This window comes from Archaeoglobaceae archaeon, assembly GCA_038734275.1.
GTDB lineage: Archaea > Halobacteriota > Archaeoglobi > Archaeoglobales > Archaeoglobaceae > WYZ-LMO2.
This window is the reverse complement of the sequence record JAVYOO010000005.1, coordinates 55,329-75,961: the sequence shown is the minus strand read 5'-3', so window position 1 is coordinate 75,961 and position 20,633 is coordinate 55,329. Positions and strand designations below refer to the sequence as shown.

Annotated in this window: 21 protein-coding genes and 2 tRNA genes; 17 read left to right on the top strand and 6 right to left on the bottom strand. The window is 43.7% G+C overall.

Annotated elements, in window-relative coordinates:
* Nucleotides 1–43: 43 nt before the first annotated feature.
* Together QXI54_06535 and QXI54_06530 are read left to right on the top strand one after the other, a co-directional pair.
* Entirely contained in the window at nucleotides 44–1,249 is a 1,206-nt protein-coding gene (locus tag QXI54_06535; protein ID MEM0302805.1) for a YcaO-related McrA-glycine thioamidation protein, read from the top strand.
* On the top strand, nucleotides 1,246–1,911 hold the full coding sequence (locus QXI54_06530) for a TfuA-related McrA-glycine thioamidation protein (GenBank protein ID MEM0302804.1): 666 nt from the start codon (nucleotides 1,246–1,248) through the stop codon (nucleotides 1,909–1,911). The genes QXI54_06535 and QXI54_06530 overlap by 4 nt, the downstream gene beginning before the upstream one ends.
* On the opposite strand, the gene QXI54_06525 is transcribed toward QXI54_06530, so the two are convergent.
* Together QXI54_06525 and QXI54_06520 are read right to left on the bottom strand one after the other, a co-directional pair.
* Nucleotides 1,891–2,928 (bottom strand): radical SAM protein, encoded by a 1,038-nt coding sequence (locus tag QXI54_06525; protein ID MEM0302803.1) that lies wholly within the window; start codon nucleotides 2,926–2,928, stop codon nucleotides 1,891–1,893. The two genes, QXI54_06530 and QXI54_06525, sit on opposite strands and share 21 nt — an antisense overlap.
* The gene (locus QXI54_06520; GenBank protein ID MEM0302802.1) at nucleotides 2,921–3,859 is read right to left on the bottom strand and encodes a DUF1743 domain-containing protein; all 939 of its coding nucleotides are present in this window, start codon (nucleotides 3,857–3,859) and stop codon (nucleotides 2,921–2,923) included. The genes QXI54_06525 and QXI54_06520 overlap by 8 nt, the downstream gene beginning before the upstream one ends.
* A gap of 110 nt (nucleotides 3,860–3,969) precedes the next feature.
* On the opposite strand from QXI54_06520, the gene QXI54_06515 reads away from it, so the two are divergent.
* The 5 genes from QXI54_06515 to QXI54_06495 are packed head-to-tail and all read left to right on the top strand — an operon-like array spanning nucleotide 3,970 to nucleotide 9,309.
* Nucleotides 3,970–5,004, top strand: a complete 1,035-nt coding sequence (locus QXI54_06515; protein MEM0302801.1) for a hypothetical protein — start codon at nucleotides 3,970–3,972, stop codon at nucleotides 5,002–5,004.
* Between the two features lie 43 nt (nucleotides 5,005–5,047).
* On the top strand, nucleotides 5,048–6,250 hold the full coding sequence (gene hypD / locus QXI54_06510) for a hydrogenase formation protein HypD (GenBank protein ID MEM0302800.1): 1,203 nt from the start codon (nucleotides 5,048–5,050) through the stop codon (nucleotides 6,248–6,250).
* A 4-nt stretch (nucleotides 6,251–6,254) separates the two neighbouring features.
* A complete protein-coding gene (locus QXI54_06505) occupies nucleotides 6,255–6,545 on the top strand; it encodes a HypC/HybG/HupF family hydrogenase formation chaperone (protein ID MEM0302799.1) in 291 nt (96 codons plus the stop codon).
* Nucleotides 6,542–7,576: a hydrogenase expression/formation protein HypE gene (hypE, locus tag QXI54_06500; GenBank protein MEM0302798.1), complete on the top strand. Its 1,035-nt coding sequence runs from the start codon at nucleotides 6,542–6,544 to the stop codon at nucleotides 7,574–7,576. Before QXI54_06505 ends, hypE begins: the two co-directional genes overlap by 4 nt.
* Nucleotides 7,577–7,590: 14 nt before the next feature.
* The gene (locus tag QXI54_06495) at nucleotides 7,591–9,309 is read left to right on the top strand and encodes an AMP-binding protein (protein MEM0302797.1); all 1,719 of its coding nucleotides are present in this window, start codon (nucleotides 7,591–7,593) and stop codon (nucleotides 9,307–9,309) included.
* Here the strand turns inward: QXI54_06495 and hypF are convergent.
* Nucleotides 9,289–11,583: a carbamoyltransferase HypF gene (gene hypF, locus QXI54_06490; protein MEM0302796.1), complete on the bottom strand. Its 2,295-nt coding sequence runs from the start codon at nucleotides 11,581–11,583 to the stop codon at nucleotides 9,289–9,291. The two genes, QXI54_06495 and hypF, sit on opposite strands and share 21 nt — an antisense overlap.
* A gap of 92 nt (nucleotides 11,584–11,675) precedes the next feature.
* Between hypF and QXI54_06485 the strand changes: the two genes are divergently transcribed.
* Nucleotides 11,676–12,044 (top strand): carboxymuconolactone decarboxylase family protein, encoded by a 369-nt coding sequence (locus QXI54_06485; GenBank protein ID MEM0302795.1) that lies wholly within the window; start codon nucleotides 11,676–11,678, stop codon nucleotides 12,042–12,044.
* A gap of 10 nt (nucleotides 12,045–12,054) precedes the next feature.
* Here the strand turns inward: QXI54_06485 and QXI54_06480 are convergent, their stop codons facing one another.
* Together QXI54_06480 and QXI54_06475 are read right to left on the bottom strand one after the other, a co-directional pair.
* Nucleotides 12,055–12,885, bottom strand: coding sequence for a hypothetical protein (locus QXI54_06480; protein MEM0302794.1), 831 nt, complete (start codon nucleotides 12,883–12,885; stop codon nucleotides 12,055–12,057).
* Between the two features lie 439 nt (nucleotides 12,886–13,324).
* Nucleotides 13,325–13,396 (bottom strand) — tRNA-Ala (locus tag QXI54_06475).
* A gap of 80 nt (nucleotides 13,397–13,476) precedes the next feature.
* Here QXI54_06475 and QXI54_06470 point away from each other — a divergent pair.
* The 5 genes from QXI54_06470 to ribC all read left to right on the top strand — a co-directional run bounded on the left by QXI54_06470 (nucleotide 13,477) and on the right by ribC (nucleotide 15,857).
* A tRNA-Leu gene (locus QXI54_06470) sits at nucleotides 13,477–13,559 on the top strand.
* A 43-nt stretch (nucleotides 13,560–13,602) separates the two neighbouring features.
* Nucleotides 13,603–13,803 carry a heavy metal-associated domain-containing protein gene (locus QXI54_06465; protein MEM0302793.1) on the top strand — a complete coding sequence of 67 codons (201 nt, stop codon included), beginning with the start codon at nucleotides 13,603–13,605 and terminating at the stop codon, nucleotides 13,801–13,803.
* Nucleotides 13,804–13,862: 59 nt separating this feature from the next.
* Nucleotides 13,863–14,288 (top strand): adenylyltransferase/cytidyltransferase family protein, encoded by a 426-nt coding sequence (locus QXI54_06460; GenBank protein ID MEM0302792.1) that lies wholly within the window; start codon nucleotides 13,863–13,865, stop codon nucleotides 14,286–14,288.
* Between the two features lies 1 nt (nucleotide 14,289).
* On the top strand, nucleotides 14,290–15,402 hold the full coding sequence (locus QXI54_06455; protein MEM0302791.1) for an alanine--glyoxylate aminotransferase family protein: 1,113 nt from the start codon (nucleotides 14,290–14,292) through the stop codon (nucleotides 15,400–15,402).
* The gene (gene ribC / locus QXI54_06450) at nucleotides 15,399–15,857 is read left to right on the top strand and encodes a riboflavin synthase (protein MEM0302790.1); all 459 of its coding nucleotides are present in this window, start codon (nucleotides 15,399–15,401) and stop codon (nucleotides 15,855–15,857) included. Before QXI54_06455 ends, ribC begins: the two co-directional genes overlap by 4 nt.
* Nucleotides 15,858–15,870: 13 nt before the next feature.
* Here the strand turns inward: ribC and QXI54_06445 are convergent, their stop codons facing one another.
* The gene (locus tag QXI54_06445; protein MEM0302789.1) at nucleotides 15,871–17,367 is read right to left on the bottom strand and encodes an aspartate aminotransferase family protein; all 1,497 of its coding nucleotides are present in this window, start codon (nucleotides 17,365–17,367) and stop codon (nucleotides 15,871–15,873) included.
* A 430-nt stretch (nucleotides 17,368–17,797) separates the two neighbouring features.
* On the opposite strand from QXI54_06445, the gene QXI54_06440 reads away from it, so the two are divergent.
* The 4 genes from QXI54_06440 to QXI54_06425 all read left to right on the top strand — a co-directional run bounded on the left by QXI54_06440 (nucleotide 17,798) and on the right by QXI54_06425 (nucleotide 20,631).
* Nucleotides 17,798–18,226 carry a hypothetical protein gene (locus QXI54_06440; protein MEM0302788.1) on the top strand — a complete coding sequence of 143 codons (429 nt, stop codon included), beginning with the start codon at nucleotides 17,798–17,800 and terminating at the stop codon, nucleotides 18,224–18,226.
* Between the two features lie 3 nt (nucleotides 18,227–18,229).
* Nucleotides 18,230–18,760: a hypothetical protein gene (locus tag QXI54_06435; GenBank protein ID MEM0302787.1), complete on the top strand. Its 531-nt coding sequence runs from the start codon at nucleotides 18,230–18,232 to the stop codon at nucleotides 18,758–18,760.
* A 6-nt stretch (nucleotides 18,761–18,766) separates the two neighbouring features.
* Nucleotides 18,767–19,219, top strand: coding sequence for a hypothetical protein (locus QXI54_06430; GenBank protein MEM0302786.1), 453 nt, complete (start codon nucleotides 18,767–18,769; stop codon nucleotides 19,217–19,219).
* A gap of 62 nt (nucleotides 19,220–19,281) precedes the next feature.
* Entirely contained in the window at nucleotides 19,282–20,631 is a 1,350-nt protein-coding gene (locus QXI54_06425) for a hypothetical protein (GenBank protein MEM0302785.1), read from the top strand.
* Nucleotides 20,632–20,633: the final 2 nt, after the last annotated feature.

The window sequence follows — 20,633 nt, the reverse complement described above, 5'->3', positions numbered from 1 at the left end:
ACTTTCAATTAATCTTTTTAACCCAGATCTAAAATCAAAAGCGATGGCTAAGATTGAGCTCAGAAGTGTCAAAAAAGCGTTCAAGGACGGCACACATAGAGCGAGAAAGCCTGAAGAAACTCTAAGCTGGATTGAGCCAAAGATAAAAATCGCTGGAATCACAAGGCTTGCAAATATAACCGGGCTGGACAGAATAGGAATCCCAATCTTTTCAGCGATAAGGCCGACTGCAGCTGAAGGAGCTGTGTCGGTTTATTCGGGCAAAGGGATGACAGAGACTCTGGCAAAGATCTCCGCAATAATGGAGAGCTTCGAGAGATACTCTGCGGAGTTCAGGAATGAGAAGACAATCAAAGGAAATTACAGGCAGATCTCAGAAGAATACAATGCAATTGATCCCGAATCGCTGATCCTTCCTAAAGATACACCTTTCAACGAAGATGTGGTGCTTAGATGGGTATGGGGCTATGATTTGCTTCAGAACGAGGAGATTCTTGTACCAGTTAGCGCAGTATTTCATCCCTACTCTCCAATTGGCGATTTTCATCTTTTCAGAACCACGACGAATGGTCTCGCTTCTGGAAATACTATTGAAGAAGCAATTCTGCACGGCTTGATGGAAGTCGTTGAAAGAGATGCCTGGAGCATTGCGGAGCTCTGCAGAAATGGCGGTAAAGTGATCGAAACTGACGATCCATTGATCCAAGAATTAATTGAAAAATTTAAAAAAGCGGGAGTTGAGATTTTCTTGAGAGACATCACAAGTGATCTTAAAATTCCTGTTGTTGCTGCGGTTTCCGACGACGTAACCTTAAAAGATCCCGCATTGCTAACGATTGGCTTTGGTGCTCATTCTGAGCCTGAAGTTGCATGCATAAGGGCAATTCTGGAGGTTGCCCAGAGCAGGCTTGTTCAGATTCAGGGAGCAAGAGAGGACACAATAAAGGCTGAAGTAATGAGGAGAGCGGGTTATGAGAGAATGAAAAGGATAAACAGGCACTGGTTTGAAAGAAGCGAAGAAGTCGAGCTCAGCAAGCTTCCAAAGTTCTCCACGGAGGATCTAAGAGAGGACATAGAGATCACGTTGAGCTTGCTAAAGAAAAAAGGATTTGAAAGGGCTATAGTGGTTGATCTGACGAGAGAAGAGCTCGGAGTTCCTACAGTCCGCGTAATAGTGCCAGGGTTGGAAGTTTTTGGAATGGATCCAACAAGGGTAGGTGAGAGAGCTCTTAGCTTTCTGAAGAAATGAAAGCTGTGATCTTCACTGGACCAAGCCTTAGCCATGAAGAGGCAAGAAAGATCTTTGCTCAAGCGGAATATAGGCCGCCTATAAAGCGTGGAGATGCTTTAAAAGCTCTCAAAGATGGTGCCAAGATCCTGGGGATCATAGACGGCGTTTTTTTGCAGGATGTAGCGATCTCTCCAAGGGAGATCATGGAAGTGCTCAGAGAGGGAGTGATCGTTGTTGGCGGTGGAAGCATTGGGGCTCTAAGAGCTGCGGAACTCTGCGAACTTGGAATGATTGGCGTTGGTGAGATCTTCAGAATGTTCAAAAATGGAGAGCTTGAATCTGACGATGAGGTAGCGGTTGTTGTCAATCCAGAAACTTTCGAAGCACTCTCGGAGCCTTTGGTGAACATAAGGGCAACTCTTTCTGCTTTAGTTACAAAGGGCTTGATTGAGGTAGAGAAGAGAGACAGATTGATCGAGATTGCAAAAAGACTGCATTACTCAAGGCGAAGCTACGAAACTCTGATTGAAAAGGCAATTCGAGAGGGTTTTATCACCAAGAGTGAGGCAGAAAAGCTTTTGAACACCATAAATGAGAATAAAGTCAACCTCAAAAAGCTCGACGCAATAAAAGTTGTCGAAAAAGTTAAAGAGATCTGCTTAATGACTGAGAAGCTCTAATATGGCTGAGCAACCTGTGCATCTCGGGCAACCCGCTTTGAACTTTAACCTGATTTTGTATTCTCCCTTAAGCTCTGCAAGGCTTTCGTATACTTTGAGCACATGCCTTAGATCTGTGCGATCCGCTGAGCTGGGTGGCGGACGATACGGGGCGATGTAGGGATAAACTCCCCGCTCAGCCATGGCTCTGAAACCTTTAACAACGCTTTCAACGCTTTCCCCCAAGCCTACAAGGATCCAAGATGAGACGTTCCACTCTCCAAAAACTTCAACCGCATTTTCCCATGCTTTAAGGTATTCCTCTATTGCGGGCTTTCCGGGCACTACCGCATTTCGTATTCTTTCGTCAAAAGTCTCGACGTGAATCCCAATGGTGTCAACTCCTGAAGAGTAAAGAAGCTCCAAGTATTCCCTGTTTATTGGCTCAATCTGTGCATGGATTGGAATTTCAACTTCTTCACGAATTTTCTTAGCAACTTCTGAATACCTGATCGCTCCTTTGTCCACAAGATTTGGCGTTCCCGTTGTTAAAGTCAAGTGTCTCGATTTGTCTTCCAAATAGGCAACCTTCACAGCTTCAGCAATATCTTCTGGATCCTTATCCAGGATCTGCTTCTCTGGAACATTTTCTTCAATCACGCAAAAAACGCATTTTTTGCCTGCATCGACATGCACGCACTTTCTTGTCACCGCGGTGACGAGGGCGTTAACTCCGTCAAGGGCGACATATCTGCCAGCGGAGATGCCCTTTATCATGTGCTCATAGTATTTCGCTGTCGGAAGCTTGACTTTGCCTATCTTCTCGTGCCCTTTGTAAAGCCATACGCCATTGTCCTTTTCTAAAAGCACATAGGGAGACTCCTTTGCAAAAGATTGCACCGCCGGAGCGGAGACTATTGAATCCCTAACTGCGAACCCAATTCCACCTACTGGTCCTCCTCCTCCACGGCGCAAAGGCGATAAAGAGCTTCTTACGCCAAGAACGAGCAATTCAAGCTTTGTTCTGTAATCAAGCATAGATCTTTACAGCTTCTTCTGGCGAATTCGAGAATGCCAAAGCCGCTACAGCGCCTATGAGACCTCTCTCACCAGTTATTACTATCGTCTCTATTCCGAGTTCTTCTGCAATTATCTTAGCCTCTTCAAGCTCAACAAGCTGAGATTTCACCTTCTCTCCATATTTTCTAAGCTTCTCAGGAATTGAAATTTTTCTGTAAACAACCATTGCAGTGTTATCACTGAGCGTTGTTTTCTCGAGCTCCTTTCTGAATGCCTCAACAAGCTCTTCTGGCTTTTCAGTTGCAAAGCTCACTGAGATTGAAACGCAATTTGTGGTCTTTGCGGGATTCTTGGTGTATAGCTGTGTGATCGTATGAAGCAGATAGTAGCCATAGCCCGCTTTTTCAAGCTTGTAAGCGATCTCGTTAACAAGAGCCCATGTTGCCCCCTTCTCTTTGTTGTCAGTGTCGTCAACGCCTATTACAACCTTTGAATACTTCTTAAGCCTGATCTTTGCTTTTCCAAGCTTTGCTCCGCCTCCAAGCTCCACAATTTCAATGCCGTCAACATCTTCAGCCATTCCTCTGCAAACTGTTGCGGCAATTCCACCGCCTGCCAAGCCAGCATAGGTTATCTCGATTCTGTCCGTCAGCTTTACTTCCTCAATTCCCGCTCCCGCTACGCCGGGAATTAGCTTCAACTCAGTCTTTCCGGGCTTTAAAACAAAAATGTTTCTTGCACCCTCTCTTCTTGCCCACAACACAAGATCGCTAACCCTCGGATAGTGCAGAACTTCCCAAGAGGCTCCTCCGTAGCATCTTTCGCGAGCATGAAACTCGTGCAATTCCACAAGCTCGCCGTCAGTCATTGCGACAACTCTTGAATAAGGTGAGACCCATGGTAAGCTTCCGTATTGCTTAATCAGCTCCTCCTTGCTAAGGTAACTCATGCTCAACATTCGTGGGGTTGATTTAAATATATTTTTATCCATTGAAGATTGTTTTATTTCTTTTCCAAGACCTCGAAAGACTTATCTTGGCTTGGAAGGAATTGAAAAAGATGAGCTCTGAGGACTTTAGAAAAAGAGTGAGAAAGCAGACAGAAAAGCTAAGAGAGATCGAAGGGGCATGTGGAATCTGCCACGGAACGCTTGAGGCTATCACAGAAGAGAATGGAGTCGTTTGTGCATATGAAAAACCCGATGGGATCTTGGCTTTGATAAAAGACAATGAGGGCAACGTCATTGGAGAGGGCTTCGACATCGTCTGGTCTCCAGCGATCCTCGAGGCGGAAATAAATGCAAAGCTTATCCCCGAGAGGTTTGAAGACAAGTTGAGGCAGGCTTTGAGCGATGAAGATGAGATTAAAGCGATTGCAGAACTTTATGGCTATGGGAGGGTTGTAACGCCATCAGTCATCGCACTACAGTTCGTTAATGAGCTTGGAGGAAGAACACTTATAAGAAGGGAAGGGGTTGGCGTTGTGGCAAGGCTTTACGATAAAGACAATAGGCTGATTGCCCAGTCTTCAGTCTCTTATTGCCCGACATGTGCAATTGTGAAGGCAATTATCAAAAACGATCAGCTTACGCAATTCGTGAAGGAAAAGCTAAAGAATGCTCGGAATACTGGAAAAATCAAGTTTGAAGAAGGCGTTGAGAATAGATACGAGGCAAAAGGGGGCGCAGTTAGGGCAAGCATTCTTAAAGGAGAAAAGGTGCTTGCGGATCGAGTTCTTGGATGTTGCATAGCCTATTCAACCACAAAAGCTGAGATTGCTGCGGGCTTAGTGTCTCAGGAGAGTGCAAGGAGGTTCAAAGCGTATTGCAACCTTTGCCCGATGAAGCACTGCTGGATGGAGAAGTCAATGGGGGCTATGGGCAACATCGTGCTTCACCGCCTTTCGGAGCTTGGAACCGAGATTGAAGTTACCTCCGAGGGTTTTATAGTTGCAAAGATCCCTGGAGAAGGTATTGTGGGCAGAGGAACCCTTTGCTCTCTGAGTGCGCTCACCAATATGCTGATAACATCAAATGGAAGCAAAATTTTAAAGCCATCTCCAGCAAAGAGGTTTCCGAGTTCTGATGAGGATTGAGCTGAAAAGTTTTTAAATAGGTTGCAAATTCTGTTTGAGAAAAATGAGTGAAGAAGCCTCTCAAACAATAAAAAGTCTTGAAAAAATCTTCAGAAACAATGCGAACTTAGCCAAAACTCTCGTGGGTTATATTGACAAGTTTTACAGCAAATTGCAGAAAGATTTCGGGAGCTTTAAGATCATGGACTTCTGCGGAACGCATGAGTGGACGATAACGCACTATGGGCTGCGAAGCCTGATGCCTGAAGGCTTGGAGCTTGTTGCTGGTCCTGGATGTCCAGTTTGCGTTACTCCATCTTACTATATAGAAAATGCAATCCGATTAGGCTTTGAAGGGATTGTAATTTACACCTACGGCGACGTTTATAGACTTCCGAGCCTTAAGCCTTTAAATGGTGCAAGTTCCTTAGCAGAAGCGAAGGCTTTGGGTGCTGAAATAAAGATCGTAACTGGAATAGGAGATGCAATACTTGACGCAAGAGCTCATGGTAAAGAGGCTGTATTTTTGGGAATTGGCTTCGAAACCGTCGCCTCTGGCTATGCACAGACACTCATAAGCAATCTTTTGCCTGAAAATCTGAAGCTGATGAGCTTGGTAAAGTTAACACCACCCGCAATGATTGCAACAGTCGATATACTTGAAAAAGAGGAAGAAAATTCAGTCAAGGGAATTATAGCTCCCGGGCATGTTTCAACGATCATTGGAGCAAAGTCCTGGAAGCCTGTTGCAGACAGGCACAAGATCCCGGTAGTCGTCACGGGCTTTGAGCCGATAGACGTGCTCATTGCTATAGCAGAGATTTTAAAACAGCTTGTAAGAGGAGAAGCAAAGGTTTCGATAGAATACACAAGAGCGGTTAGCTGGGAAGGTGATTTGAAGGCTCAGGAAATGATTTGCAGGGCTTTTAAAGTTGTTGAAGACGCCTGGCGTGGAATCGGGTTTTTGCCAGAAAGCGGTTTAAGGATTTCAGATCACTTTGCTTCATTCGACGCCTTCAGGGAGTATGGAATTCCAGAAATTGCTCCTGAAAGCTGTCAAGCGGATTTGCCAAAGGGCTGTAGATGTGCTGAAGTGGTTATAGGCAAAGAAAAGCCAACTAACTGTCCGCTTTTTATGAAAAAGTGCACGCCCTCTTCGCCTGTCGGACCTTGCATGGTCTCTCTGGAAGGCACGTGTGCGATCTGGGCAAGATTTGGGGCAAATGGCTTGGCGGATCGAATTGCTGATGAGCTTGAGCTGAGGTGAGAAAATGTGCTGGGGAGTGCCTGCGGTTGTGCGCAAGATCGACGGCGAATTCGCTGAGATCGACTACGGTGACGGAGTGCTTAGGAAAGTCATCGTTGGCATAGCGGAAGAGAAGCTGAATAAAGGGGATCTTGTGATCGTGCACGCGGGCGTCATAATCACAAAGCTGAGCTTTGAAGATGCAAGCACAACTGCGGAAATGCTCAGAGATATAGCAAGGACTGCTGGCGAAAGCTCTGATTTGCTTGAGCATTACGAGAGAATTCTGAAACTCTCTAAAGAGGTGAAAGAGTGAAATTCGTTAAATTAGCCCATGGGTCTGGCGGAGAAGAAACTGGAGAGTTGCTTAACGAAATTCTGTTCTCTAAGGTTCCAGAAAGATTAAAGAAGGTCCCTGAAGGACTTGGGATTGATCTTCCCGATGACGGTGCGGTGATTCCTGTAAAAAACTCAAAGATCGTTGTTTCTACGGACTCATACACGGTAAACCCCCCATTTTTTCCCGGGGGCAATATAGGAATGCTCTCAGCGATAGGCTCGATCAACGACGTTGTTGTTATGGGGGCAAAGCCAATAGCGGGGCTTGATTCGATCATAGTCGAAGAGGGTTTTCCGATTGAAGATCTAAAGACCATAGTCGATTCGCTGATTGAAGTTTTCAAGAAAGAAGGTGTTGCACTGGTTGGTGGTGACTTTAAAGTCATGCCAAAAGGGGGAATTGACAGAATAGTGATTACAACCACGGTTCTTGGGATCGCTGAGAGAACAATTGTCGATCTGCCGAAAGAAGGGGACAAGCTGATCGTAACAGACTATGTAGGCGATCACGGAGCGGTGATAATGATGCTCCAGATGGGTCTCAGCGATGTGGAAGAGCTTAAATGCGGAATGCTCAGGAGCGATGCAAAGCCACTTACAGCACTTCTGCCAGTCATTAACGCTTACTCTGAGCACATAAACGCATGCAGAGACATTACAAGGGGCGGACTTGGAGGCGTGCTTAACGACTGGGCTAAAAATGTTGAAGCTGTGCTTGTTGTCGACAGCGATCTGCCAATAAAGGAACCAGTCAAAAGATATTCTGAAATGCTTGGCATAGATCCGATCTACTTAGCAAGCGAGGGTTCTGCACTTTTCTCTGTTAGCTCTGAAGTTGCTGAAGAGTTTCTTGAGGCTCTAAAAAAGCAAGGCTTTGAGAATGCTCGCTTGATCGGAGAAGTCCGAAAGAGCGAGAAATACAAGGGCTATGTGCTCATGAAAACTGCTGTAGGTGGCTTCAGAATTGTCGAGCCCCCGAGAGGAGAGCTTGTTCCAAGGATCTGCTGAACTCTCGAAGATCCATGTCCATAAATGCTTTCTCTGCTCAGAAAGTGGAGTTAGAAGAGTTTTGGATTAACGAAGCTAAAAGCCTGATCTGGAAAAAGAAGTTCGAGCGAGTTCTAGAGGGGGATCTATGCAGTGCCAAGTGGTTTTTGGGCGGTAGGATCAATGTATACGAGAACTTGATCAAAAAGCATTCCAAGACGGAGAACTGGAACAAGACTGCAATAATCAGCGAAAATGAGATTGGAGAAGTCAGAAAAATAAGCTATGCGGAATTGGATCAGCTTGCAGGCAGAATAGCTTCAGGATTAAAGGATAATGGATTGCAAGCAGGAGATTGGCTCCTGATATATGCTCCCCCATGCATAGAGTCGTTTGCAACGATCTTAGCGGGAGTTAAGCTTGGATCTCCGTTCGAGGTAGTTTTTACTGGTTTTGGATGGCTTGAAGTGGCGAAGAGAATTGCCCTAAGAAAACCGAGAATTGTTTTTACTGTAGATGGATTTTATAGAAACAAGAAAATCTTAGAGCCTTTAAAAACCTTAAGGAAGGCTTTGGATTTCCTAAAATTTAAGCCAAAAGTCATAGTCCATAACAGATTCGGCTCGAAGCTTTACAATGAATTGGCATTCGAAGAGCTTCTTGGCAAAGGTTCTGGAAGATCTGCAATCTTTGATTCCCAAGATCCGCTTTTCGGATTGCATGTTGGCTATGAAGAGGAATTCAAGCCAGTAACTCATTCAGCTGGAGGATTTCTGGTTCAGGCGATTTCAACAGCCAAAATGCTCGGAATTAGCTCATCCGACACCATTTTCTGCACGATCTGGCCTTGCTGGATCACTGGAGCCACTTACGGTATTTTTGCACCTTTAATGCTTGGTTCAACAATTCTGAGCTACGAAGGAGCTCCAGATTACCCAAATTGGAATCGATATCTTGAATTGATTGAAAAGCACAAGGCAACGATTTTCATAACTGCGGGCGGAATTTTAAGAATTCTTTCAGAAAGGGACTTTAGCAGAGATTTAAGCCTTAAGGCGGTATTCTCAACTCCCGACATGCTAAACGCGGAAGTCCTAAGCAAAATTCAGAGAATTTTTGGAGAAGCACAGCTAAAAGTAACGTTTATTCAGGGTGAGCTTGGAAGCTTTGTAACGAATTCCAATGCTCAAACTCCTTTAGGTTCCGTTGGCAAAGCTATGCCGGGATTTTTACTGGATGTGATCGATCAGAAAGGGGCTCCGATAAGAAACAAGATCGAAAGGCTCATTGTTAGAGCACCTTGGCCTGCAATGCCTCTGGATCGTGAATTCAGGGCTTTATTGAAAAATGGCTTCTACGACACGATGAACCTCGGGCTCATAAACGATGACGGCTACATCTTCTCATTTGGCAGAAGGGACAGCGTTTTGAGAATTAAAGGATACAGATTGAGTCCCGGGGCAATTGAGAGCGCGATAGAATTTAATGACACAAAGAAGGCGGTTGTTGTTGGGATTAAAGATGAAGATGGAGATGAATTGCCGATCGTGATTGTTGAAGGAGCAATTAGCGATGAAGACATAAAGAGAAAAATTTCAGAACGATTTGGAGCCTTTATCAAACCCTACACAGTCTTGAGTGTTGAAAGAATTCAGGGAGACAAAAATGAAATCAGAAGAGCTTTAAAGAACGCTCTTAGGGAAAAAAGAGACCTGAGTAAAGTTTATGAAATCTTAAAGCATCAAATTGGCTGAAGCTATAAGTATTTGCCCCAAAGCGATTCCACCGTCCCCAAGGGGGGTTTTTCTGGGCAAATAAACCTCAATTTCTTCTGCGGAGAGAATCTCCCGAATTCCTTTAACGAGGTATGTATTCACACCCGCACCACCAGTGACAATAACTTTTTCGTATTCCAGACTCCTTTGCCTGAAAACCTCGAGTGCAGTCAAGCCAAGTGCCCTCCCTATTCCCTGCAAAACTGTTCTTGCGAGGTCCTCTTTTTTACCTTCGCTTTCAATTGCCCATTCGAGCAAGTTCTTAACGTCTATAAGGATTCTGTCTTCTTTGCAAAGCTTCGCAGTTAGCTTAAAGTCCTTTCCAAAGTCTGCCAAGGCTTCAAGCTTCATCGGTGGCTCTCCCTCATAGGTTCTTTCTGTGCAAATGCCAAGCAGTGCTGAAAAGGCATCTAAAATCCTTCCCAAGCTTGTAGTTGCAACTCCTTTTCCTTTCTTTGCAATCATGCATGTGATTTCAGCTTCTTTCAAGCCATAGGGCAAAGAATCGATTAGGTTTCTTTCATTCAGAAGCTCAAGAATTTCATCCTCTTTAAACCCATAAGAGCTCATTAGGGCAATCAGAGATTTTGCGGGATATTTTGCGGAGCTGTCTCCGCCAGGAAGGTTGAATGGCTTAAGGCTTGCAATCCTTTCGTATTCTTTCCAGTTTGCAATCAGCACTTCTCCACCCCATATAGCCCCGTCGTCGCCATAACCAGTTCCGTCGATCGTTATCGCTAAAGCCTTATCTTCTGGTTCCAAGCCGAGTTCTGCAATTGCAGACACTGCGTGAGCATGATGGTGCTGGACTTCAAAAACTGGGGCTGAAGGAAAATCTTTGAGCAATTTTCTGTTGTGATAAAGTGGATGCATGTCAATGGCTATGAATTCGGGCTTTATTCGGTAATTCTCAACAAGCCAGCTTATTTCGCTCTTCATTGCCTCAAGATTCTCGATTTCATCAAGGTCTCCAATGAATTGCGTTAAAACAACCTTGTTATCAAATGAAATTGCTCCAGCGGTTTGTAGCTCTGCTCCAAGAGCTATGCCATTGGGCAAATCTCTGCAAACTTTAATCCACTCAGGAGCATAGCCCCTGCCTCTTCGCAGGAAAACAGGCTCACCATCTGTGAATCTCAGAACGCTGTCATCAACCCTGTGCACGATTTCCCTTTCATGCTCAACAACGTAGTCAACAATGCCAGAAAGCTGTGAAAAAACTTCTTCAAGGTTTCTGCACATCGGCTTTCCGTGAACATTTCCGCTCGTCATTATTAGAAATCCGTCTGGAATTTTGCTTAAAAGAAGAATCTGAAATGCTGAGTAAGGAAGCATTATTCCGATTGTGGAAAGCCCCGGAGCAACGAATTCAGAAACCGAAGAGCCTTTCTTTGGCATCACAACTATTGGTCTTTCTGGAGACTCCAAAAGCTCTTTTGCCCCCGAGGGCGGGTCTGCAATTTTCTCTACCACACTATAATCTTTCGCCATTAAGGCAAATGGTTTGTTCTCCCTTCTTTTTCTCTTCCTCAGCTCCAAGACGATGGAGTCGTCTGAGCCAAGACAGGCTATGTGATAACCACCAATTCCCTTTATAGCGAGAATCTTACCTTCAAGGAGCTTCTCGACCGCAAAATCAACTGCATCCTCCACAACCATTCTTTTTCCATTCAAATCGTAAACGAGCGTTTTCGGACCGCACTTTGGACAGCTTATTCCCTGAGCATGAAATCTCCTCAAATTCCCTGGATTGCCATAATCACTTGAGCATTCTTCGCAAAGAGGAAATTGGTTCATTGCGGTGTTTTCACGGTCGTATGGCAAACTATAGAGCATGGAAAATCTCGGACCGCACCAAGCACAGCTGTTCCAGTGGTAGCGATAGAATCTACTGCCTGAGCTCAAGATTTCTTGAGCACAGTCTTTGCAGATCGCAAAATCTGGCGGGATTATGCTTCTTTCCTCAAATTTCGAATCGCTTTTTAGAATTTTGAAATCCTTATAGCCACAAGGCTCAACTTCTTCAATAATAACTTGCTCGAACCTTGCGGAAATCGGTTTTTCCTTTTGCAGTCTATCTATGAAGGATTTTAAGGCTTCATCAGAACCCTCTACAAGAATTTCGACTTCGCTACCCCCCATATTTCGAACATAGCCATTAAGAGCTTTGGCTACCGCCAAGCGGTAAACAAATGGTCTTAAACCAACTCCCTGAACAACTCCGATGAGCTTGATTCTGATCGCTTTGAGCATTTGCAAATTCTGAGCTTGCAAACTTTAAAAAATTGTGCGGTCTTCGAATTGATTGAAAAGGAGGAATAGGGTTATATATACAATTATTGATTATGATTGGTGGTTATATGACTCAGCACGAAAAAGTTGTTAAAAGCATAGAGAAGAAGATGGGGTTTGCCCCGGGAATTATGAAGCTTGTTAAAGAGCTTGATCCGAAGGCTGTTGAGTTCTATGAGTTCTGCGATAAAGCAATACAGGAAGACGGAGCTCTGCCTGCGAAGTTCAAGCTCATGCTGGTTATGGCAATGGGAGCCCAAAGGCATTGCAAGGAATGCGTCACTTCAGCAATGCGAGGGGCGATGAACCGTGGAGCTACGAGAGAAGAAATCGTCGAGGCAATTCGGGTGATCTTCGTTGCAGGCGGTGCTCAGGCGGTCGCGGCGTGCAGAGAGGCTATTGAGGAGCTTATTAAGAAGTAAATTATATTTTTTAAACTTCGAGATACCATCCGCTAACTTCTGTAAATGGGCTAATTGACTCCTTACATGTTCCATCGACGAATGTCTTGTATCCACTAGGAGTTTCAACCCAAACAATGGCATGATTAACTTTTTTTGGTTCACTTGGATTCTCAGAGTCCATATAAACGATCTTAACTATGTAATTTGCCTGCGCAGCTTTCAACATACTTGCGATCAAAATTGCAATGTCTTCGCAATCTCCTCCACCACCAATAAGGGTTTCGATCGGGAATCGGGGAATTTCTTCTAATTCTGGATGATAAACAGTCAGCTGGGTAGCAATATACCAAACTTCCTGGATAAAAGCTTCGTCACTATTAAGCTCTTTATATAGCTCAGGCATTACTTTTGAAAAGCTCCTATCGTCAATAAATCGACTGACATCCACAACCCTATAGAACTCCCCCATCTTCTCATTTTTTAGAATTTTGTATTGTAAGTTTTTTCTTTCGTAATATCCCCGAATTATGGTCAACTCCAGAGTCTCTATCGGGACAAACCAAACATGCAAGCCCCCTTTGGACGTTTTGAAAATTATATTTACCGTTCTATTTTCGATCACGACATATGGGGGTAGCTTTGCAAATCCTAAATCCATTTTGAGAGCGGAGTACTTATTCAGAAGCGAGTTATATTCGTCCCACAGTCTGTTATAGTCATTTGCAAGCTCTTCGTATTGTTTTTTAAGGATGTTGCATTCTTCCAGTGATTTTCCAGCCCCTATATCTCTAAATTCAATGCATCCAGAGACCAAAATTATCAATAAGAGCACCAGAATTAACAGCCATCTTTTCCACATGAGTTTATGCTATACAATGGCTGTAAAAAATTAACTGCTGATTCAGAGTAAAAATAAAAACTTCAAAATTCTCTATATTCTCTATAATGAGCTCAAATGATTTCTAAAAGCAAATTTGGAAGTCTTTTCTCAAGTTGTCAACAATGTCTTTATGGAACTTGTTAGAAAAGTAGCTATTCGAAAAAAGAAAGCCAAAGAGGACTTTGAATACCCTTACTTGCTGTTGCCAGTGGAATTTTCCGAACTTATCGGTTGTGAAGCGGAGATTTACCGTGATAGAGAGTGGTTTTTCATACACATAGTTGGCAACCGAGTTGCCAACCCATATGAGATATCCAAAGAGAATAAAATTCCACAACCTCCAAACCGAAAATCAAGCAATTCAAAAAATCGAGAACTTAACGATGGTATTTATGAAGTCTCTAATCCCAGAAAAACATGGACTCGCCGGGATTTGAACCCGGGGCCTCCGCCTCGCGAAGGCGGCGCTCTACCGCTGAGCTACGAGCCCGAAAAACTTTTGACGCTTCACTTATTAAGCTTTACTAAGTTAGGGCAAGATATTTAAAAAGCACTACTCAAACTATATTTGCGGAGGTTGCCGAGTGGTCAAAGGCGCTGGATTTAGGGTCCAGTCCCGTAGGGGTTCGGGGGTTCGAATCCCCCCCTCCGCATGTTGCTCAAAAGAATTAAAAATTCGATCGAAAATGTCCAGCTATGATCGTAAAGCTTTCCCTCAGCGGACTGAAATGCAAAGGCTGTGTGGCAAAGGTAAGAAAGAAGCTTGAAGAAGCGGGGGCTATTGTAAGGGGAATAAGCCTCAAAGAACTCGAAATGGAAATTCCTGAAGGAGAAAAGATTGAGAAGTTTATCGAGATCATAAGAAAGGAGGGTTACGACGCAAAGCTTGAGAGTTAATAACTCGCAAATGAGAAGTCGAAAAATGTTTATGCAATAGCCTGAAAATCTTTTGAGATATGCGAAGAGTAGTTGCAACTGGAACCTTCGACCTGATACATCCTGGGCATATCAAGTTCCTTGAGGAAGCGAAGAAGCTCGGAGATGAGTTGGTGGTAATTGTAGCAAGAGAAAAGAACGTAAAGCACAAGCCAAAGCCTGTAATTCCTGAAGAGCAAAGGAGAAAAGTCGTTGAGGCTATAAAGTTCGTCGATAAAGCGATTCTTGGAGACGAAAACGACATTTTCAAGCCTATCGTTGAGCTTAAGCCCGATGTGATTGCATTGGGATTCAACCAGCATTTCAGCGAAGAATGGTTGAGAGAAGAGCTAAAAAAGAGGGGTTTGAATTGTGAAGTAGTTAGAATAAAAGTTGAGGAGAATTGCGGACTTTGCAGTTCCCGAAAAATAATTGAAAGAATTTTAGAAAAATATGGGGGTGAATGATATGTTGATAATGCTACCTGGCCCGATTCAACTGCATGAGAGAGTAATAAGGGCTATGTGCAGACAGATGATAGGACATCGCTCCGCTGACTTTGCGGAGATTTTGAAGTTCTGCGGAGAGATGATGAAAGAGGTTTTTGGGACAAAGAATGAGGTTTATTTCATCTCGGGCTCAGGAACCGCGGGAGTTGAAGCGGGGATTGCTTCCTTCAGCAATGTTGGAAAGTTCGTAACTCTCGAGAACGGAAAGTTTGGAGAAAGAATGGGAGAGATCGCGGAACGCTACACGGAGGTTGAAAGACTCCAATTCGAATGGGGACAGCCAATCGATCTTGAGAAGCTGAAGGAAGCCCTTGAAAAGGGAGCAAAAGCCGTCGCTTTCGTGCACAATGAAACTTCGACAGGAATGCTCAATCCAGCAGAGGAGATTGCAAAGATTGCGAGGAAGTTCGATGCTCTCACGATAATGGATGCGATAACGTCTGCTGGTGGAGATTACGTTAAGATGGATGAATGGGGAATCGATGTCGCAGTAGTTGGAACACAGAAGTGCCTTGGAGCACCTCCGGGGCTTGCTGCAGTTGCGGTTAGCGAAAGGGCTTGGCAGTTCTACAATCCGAAGTGCCCGCTCTATCTCGACTTAAAGGCTTACAAGAAGAAGCTTCCAGAACTTCAGACGCCTTACACACCAGCGGTGCCATTGTTCTTTGCTCTCGAAGAGGCGCTGAAGATGATCAAAGAGGAGGGAATGGAAAACAGAGTAAAGAGACACAGAAAGCTCGCCAAGGCTGTGCGAGAATGGGCGGTGAACGCTGGACTCAAGCTCTTCCCACAGCCCGATAAGTTCTCGGACTACTCCAATACGGTCACAGCGATCAATATTCCAGCTGGAACCACGGAAAAAGAGCTCAGAGATACCCTCAGGAAGGAATACGGAATCGTTATCAGCGGTGGACAGGATAAGGTAAAGGGAAAGATCTTCAGGATTGCAACAATGGGAAGCATCGGAAAATTCGAAGTAATGGCGGTGCTAACAGCAATTGAGGACATTCTGCTACGCAAGAATCTGATTAAGCCTGCTTTGGAGTTTGCAAGAAAGGAACTGCAACCATGAAGGTCGGAATTGCTGACACCACGTTCTCGAGAATAGACATGGGTAAAATTGCAATAGATGAGCTGAGAAAAATCTCAGGGCTTAAATATGAGCGCTATACTGTGCCGGGAATCAAGGATTTGCCCGTAGCTGTTAAGAAGCTCCTTGACGAAGGTTGCGATATCGTTGTCTCGCTTGGATGGGTTGGAAAAACTCAAAAGGATCTTGTGAGCTATTTGGCAATGAGCGTCGGGCTAATCACCGTGCAAATCCTCACGGGAAAACATGTGATCGATGTAACCGTGCATGAGGATGAGGCAGAGACTGAGAAGGAGCTTTTGGCAGTAGCAGAGAACCGCATCAGAGAGCATGTTAGAAATGCGGTAGATCTGCTTTTGAATCCCAAGAAATTGCAGAAGCTTGCGGGCACTGGACAGAGACAGGGCTATCCTGATGTGGGACCGATTTTAAAGTAAAAAATTTTAATTTTTAAACTCCTCTGCTGAACATCTCTATAACGACATAGCTGGCGAGCAGTTCAGCCATTTCTGGTGGCACAGAAGCGAGAAGCTGGAATATCGGACCCATCTCCTTCGGGAATCCTTTTTCAAGTCCCAAAGCCTGAAGAAGTTTCGGCCCGTAGGCTGTTAACATCTTTTCCGCTTCTGTCATCAGTTTTGCAAGTGTTACAACATCCATTTCTCCAGGAGCGAGCATTCCAAGGGCAACACTGAATATATCAAGCAAGCTATCCGCTTCGCTTGGCGGGAGCCTCTTCACGACTTCGGTGCATTCTTTGAGATCTGAAAGCATTGCATCTATTGTTCTGTCGTGGATCGGAGTTATGGTGACATGCAGACTTGGTGGGATGTTCATCGCTGGAATTCCCTTCTGTGGCTGTATTAGCCAGCCCTTCTTCGCCATTTCGTCGCTCAGTCTGAAGAGATTTAAGTCAGAGGTAAACGCTGCAATTACAGAAGGTTCACCCATAACTCTATAACCCGCTTCCTTAAATCCCTTAACTATTCTGTTCTTTGCAGATATGATCTTTTTGGCAAGCTCAGTATAGCCCTCTTCGCCAAGGAAGTGAATTACCGCCCATGCTGCGGCAAGCAAAGCTTCAGAGCGTGAAGAAAGCACAGCAGGATTTACAATCGGATATCCAGGCCACTTCAGATTTGAGAACTGTGAATACATCTTGTGGAACTTCTTCCTGAATAAGACAATAGATGCACCAATTGGCGTATAAGCGTATTTGTGCGGATCCATCGAAATTGAGCATACTCCATCAATTCTGAAATCGAACTCTGGAATCTTCTCACCAGCTTTTCGCATGAATGGCAGAACAAAACCACCAACACACGCATCGACATGAAGCCAGATGTTCTTGTCAACGGCAATTTCCGCAAGTTCTTTTATCGGATCTATCGTGCCGAGAGGCCAGTTTGGAGTTGAGCCCACGATCATGGCGGTATTCTCGGTTATCGCCTCATTGATGGCATCAACGTCAGCAGTGAAGCTTTCTTCGTCAACTCTGACACGCTTAACCTTAAGTCCCATGTATTCAGCTGCTTTATCGTAGCATGGATGCCCAGTGATAGGCATCACAATCTCTGGAGTGGTTATTGCCCCCTTGCTCAAAATAAACCGTTCCCTTGCGGATTTTACCGCCAGAAAAACGCTTTCAGTTCCACCGAAAGTGAAGGTTCCGACAACGTTTTCATCACCGTGCATCAGCGAGATTGCATAATCCACGATGTCTTTTTCCATCCTGATCATGCTCGGAAATTCCGTAAAGTCGAGCATGTTCTTGAATGCAAACATCTTTATCGCTTCAAAGGCAACATCTCTTAGCTCCTCAACCCCCGGCTCAAAGGCTATTGTAAAAAGTCTCCCGCTATAGGGATCGACGTCGTCAGCGCAGTATTCTTTCAATTTATTTAAAATTTCTTCTTTGCTCAAACCTTTTTTTGGCATCGACTTCATAGATCATGGTTAAAAATAACCATATAATAAGATTTTCCATAACTCTGCCAAAGCACAGCTAAAGATCCAAGGCATTTAGGCTACCATAAGCCACTCAAAAGTCTGCCCTTTACTTTTGCGAAAGCCATCAAACAAAAACTGGAATGGATGCACAGATGTATCATGATTTTCAATACCCCCATAATGGAAAAAGTTTTTATTAAGGAAGATAAATCTGGAATGGAATGATCACATTTCGCACCCATAATAAAGAGATGGTGAATTATATTAATCGCTTATATAGTAATTTGGAGGTGGTAGTGGGTAGTTTGGGTGTTTGTGTTTTTATGGGTTTAGAGATGCCAGAGAATAACCTTAACGATCTTTCAAGTCTGCTACTTAGAGATGAGATAAAACCGAACCTAATAACAGAACGAATTCGGGTGAACACATGCCGATAGCCAGAGCAAGTGAATTCGTTGCAAGAGGAATTCTGCAACCGATTCAGGATTCATTCATCTTAATCCATGGAATGCTTGAGCCCATAATGTCAACTTTACCGCCAACACATCCCGACTTCATCTACGGTCTCATGGCAATACAAGTCTGGCTTGTGAAGTTCCTCGCTGCAATCATGGGGGTTACAGCCCAGAATCAGACACTCGTAGCTGCGTTTAACGACACGCTTAGAGAACTCTCTGTAAACTATACCAACTTCTTCGGAAATTTTACGGGTAACACGGGTATGGCTTATATAGCAAATCAGTCAAACCTAAACTTCACAACAAACAAACCGCTTGCCTACAATATAACGGTGGACTTTTTCCGCGCTTTAAAGAGTCTCGTGATGTATATAGCAAAAGCCTACGAGTTTCTCTGAGCTATGCCCTCGTCTTTCTGGTATCTTGGCGATGTGATCCTTCAGGGGCTTTCATCATTATTTGGATTGCTGAAAGAGTTTTTCATATACTTAGTCTACACGGGGCGCAATGAGACAAGACTTGTTGGCACGAGAACCGACTATCAGAGCTTCTGGGAAATATGGTATAACGGCACAGCAATGATGACATGGCTCAGAAAGATGCTCTTTGAGGAAAGGGGCTTTATATGGCATATAAGAAACAATACAACCGTTACTGATCCAATAACTGGGCTTCCTGTGGGTCTTAGAGACGAATTTTCGAACGTTGTAGCAATAGCTGCGGGAAATGGAACAAAGATGTTCGGAGATGCAATGGGACAGAACGGAATAACATTCCTGCTGAGAGCTGCAACAACACAGCTTTCAAATGTCTCCAACAACCAGACCATCGCTCCTGAGTTCGCACTGAATTTCTGGGGAGCATTAAAGAACCTAATAATTCTTGTTTCAGATGCTTTGAGACTCGTGCCGACAGTTTATTTCCCTCCGTGAGTGCCTATGCCAATAGATGTCTGGATTGCGGCAACCTATGTGATGGATTTCGTTTCTGGAGTTGCCATATTCTTTGGGACAATTCTCAGAACAATTGCTGTTAGCGAGCTAATTGCAAACGAAACCGCAGATGCTATCATTTACATATTTGGTCATCTTAAATACTTCTCCGACTTCATAGCGGATCACATATACTATGTTTACAACAATTCCACAACGATGGACTACAGCGTTCGTGTATGGCAGAAAATGGCGAACAATTCCACAATTGTTTTTGGTGACTGGAACGGAACGAAAGGAATGGCTTATCTCTGGAACGTTGGCTACCAGTGTATTCAGCCCGGATTCTACTGCCAAAATAAAGGACCTGAGACCGTCTATTGGGTTTTACAGTTCTTTAAATGGCTATTCTCAGCCCTTGGGAAGGTTGGAGAGAGGTTGATACTCTTCTACACTTGATAGATTTTTCTCCAACAGTTAGGTGTAAAAAATTTTAAATATTATACTGAAAGAGTATTAACGTGAAAATTTGGTTCTTCTTGCTTTTGATTTCCAGTATCCTCCTACCAATTAGCGCATGGTCTATACCTTTTTCAATAGACAAGACAGATGGTGGATATATCATTGCTGGAACAATTTACTCAGGTTATAAACGTCCTTTTATTATGAAAATAGATCGAGATGGGGAGCTTCTCTGGGATAAAGTATATTCCACAAACTACGACTTACAAGCTTGGAGCGTTGTGAGAACAGCCAGTGGATATGCGATCGGAGGAGTGATTGGAAATTCAGTAGTAGGAGATAAAGGATTAATTATAAAAGTTAATTATAATGGGCGCCCTTTATGGCAAAAAATTTATGGCTATGATGGATGCATCAGCGGTGTTCCAGCTTTAGTTTCTGAAAATGACAGCATTGTTGCTTCAATATCGATGCCCTTAAGCATAGATAATTGCTCACATCAAAGTCTTTTGATCGTCAAACTCGATAAAGATGGAAATGAAGTCTGGAAAAGAATATTCGATTATAGAGACTACAACAGCGTAAAGATGATCAAAAAGAGTGGCGATGGGGGATTTATTGGCGCTGGTTGTATTGGAGATTATGTGAATGGTCTTTATAGAAATTATGATTTGCTGATCCTAAAGCTTGATAATGATGGAAATGAAGAGTGGAGTAAAATCTTGGATTTGGGATTTGATGAAGTAGCTTGGGATGTGGCGGAAGTAAAAGATGGATATATAATTGTTGGAGGGACGTTTCCAGAGTTATCTTGCAGATGTTCATCAGTTTCAAATTACACAGCGAAGGCTTTTGCCATTAAGTTAGATTTAAAAGGTAATATCGAATGGAAAAAGTTCTTTGAAGTCGGTAAAATCACATCAGCTTGGTCAGTGCTATGCAATCCAGAACCAAAGATTTTTGGAACCGCAATTGATGAAGAAGGATATTATCTGTGGTTCTCTGAAATTAATGGATCTCCAAAGATTATAGAAGGGGATTTCAGATTTCTTCCGGCGATTTACGGATTGGTTAGAGTTCTTGAAGATGATGGCTATCTGCTGACTTCGAGTGGCTGTAAAGGCGAATGCATCTGGCTTGGCAAGATGAGTAAAAATGGTGAACTTATCTGGGAGAAAAGCTATAAGCCAAATGCAATATTCGATATTTCTTCGATATTCGAGACACAAGCTAGCGAAAATAAATTCCAAGAGAGCAATGAAGGAATTTCTCCGCTCCAAGATGATCGAGAGCATAAGAAAAGCTTTACGATCTCCAAGGAGCTTTTATATGCAGTCTTATTGATCTTTTTGGCTTTGATATTGGCTTTTGGAGTTTCAAGGTTTGGATCTGGTAGAGAAAAGCTTTAAAT

What these genes read in the sequence shown, in the direction of transcription:
- QXI54_06535 (MEM0302805.1), top strand. Translation starts at nt 44, where the DNA reads ATGGCTAAGATTGAGCTCAGAAGTGTCAAAAAAGCGTTCAAGGACGGC.
- QXI54_06530 (MEM0302804.1), top strand. Translation starts at nt 1,246, where the DNA reads ATGAAAGCTGTGATCTTCACTGGACCAAGCCTTAGCCATGAAGAGGCA.
- QXI54_06525 (MEM0302803.1), bottom strand. Translation starts at nt 2,928, where the DNA reads ATGCTTGATTACAGAACAAAGCTTGAATTGCTCGTTCTTGGCGTAAGA.
- QXI54_06520 (MEM0302802.1), bottom strand. Translation starts at nt 3,859, where the DNA reads ATGAGTTACCTTAGCAAGGAGGAGCTGATTAAGCAATACGGAAGCTTA.
- QXI54_06515 (MEM0302801.1), top strand. Translation starts at nt 3,970, where the DNA reads ATGAGCTCTGAGGACTTTAGAAAAAGAGTGAGAAAGCAGACAGAAAAG.
- hypD (MEM0302800.1), top strand. Translation starts at nt 5,048, where the DNA reads ATGAGTGAAGAAGCCTCTCAAACAATAAAAAGTCTTGAAAAAATCTTC.
- QXI54_06505 (MEM0302799.1), top strand. Translation starts at nt 6,255, where the DNA reads ATGTGCTGGGGAGTGCCTGCGGTTGTGCGCAAGATCGACGGCGAATTC.
- QXI54_06495 (MEM0302797.1), top strand. Translation starts at nt 7,591, where the DNA reads ATGTCCATAAATGCTTTCTCTGCTCAGAAAGTGGAGTTAGAAGAGTTT.
- hypF (MEM0302796.1), bottom strand. Translation starts at nt 11,583, where the DNA reads ATGCTCAAAGCGATCAGAATCAAGCTCATCGGAGTTGTTCAGGGAGTT.
- QXI54_06485 (MEM0302795.1), top strand. Translation starts at nt 11,676, where the DNA reads ATGATTGGTGGTTATATGACTCAGCACGAAAAAGTTGTTAAAAGCATA.
- QXI54_06480 (MEM0302794.1), bottom strand. Translation starts at nt 12,885, where the DNA reads ATGTGGAAAAGATGGCTGTTAATTCTGGTGCTCTTATTGATAATTTTG.
- QXI54_06465 (MEM0302793.1), top strand. Translation starts at nt 13,603, where the DNA reads ATGATCGTAAAGCTTTCCCTCAGCGGACTGAAATGCAAAGGCTGTGTG.
- QXI54_06460 (MEM0302792.1), top strand. Translation starts at nt 13,863, where the DNA reads ATGCGAAGAGTAGTTGCAACTGGAACCTTCGACCTGATACATCCTGGG.
- QXI54_06455 (MEM0302791.1), top strand. Translation starts at nt 14,290, where the DNA reads ATGTTGATAATGCTACCTGGCCCGATTCAACTGCATGAGAGAGTAATA.
- ribC (MEM0302790.1), top strand. Translation starts at nt 15,399, where the DNA reads ATGAAGGTCGGAATTGCTGACACCACGTTCTCGAGAATAGACATGGGT.
- QXI54_06445 (MEM0302789.1), bottom strand. Translation starts at nt 17,367, where the DNA reads ATGAAGTCGATGCCAAAAAAAGGTTTGAGCAAAGAAGAAATTTTAAAT.
- QXI54_06440 (MEM0302788.1), top strand. Translation starts at nt 17,798, where the DNA reads ATGCCGATAGCCAGAGCAAGTGAATTCGTTGCAAGAGGAATTCTGCAA.
- QXI54_06435 (MEM0302787.1), top strand. Translation starts at nt 18,230, where the DNA reads ATGCCCTCGTCTTTCTGGTATCTTGGCGATGTGATCCTTCAGGGGCTT.
- QXI54_06430 (MEM0302786.1), top strand. Translation starts at nt 18,767, where the DNA reads ATGCCAATAGATGTCTGGATTGCGGCAACCTATGTGATGGATTTCGTT.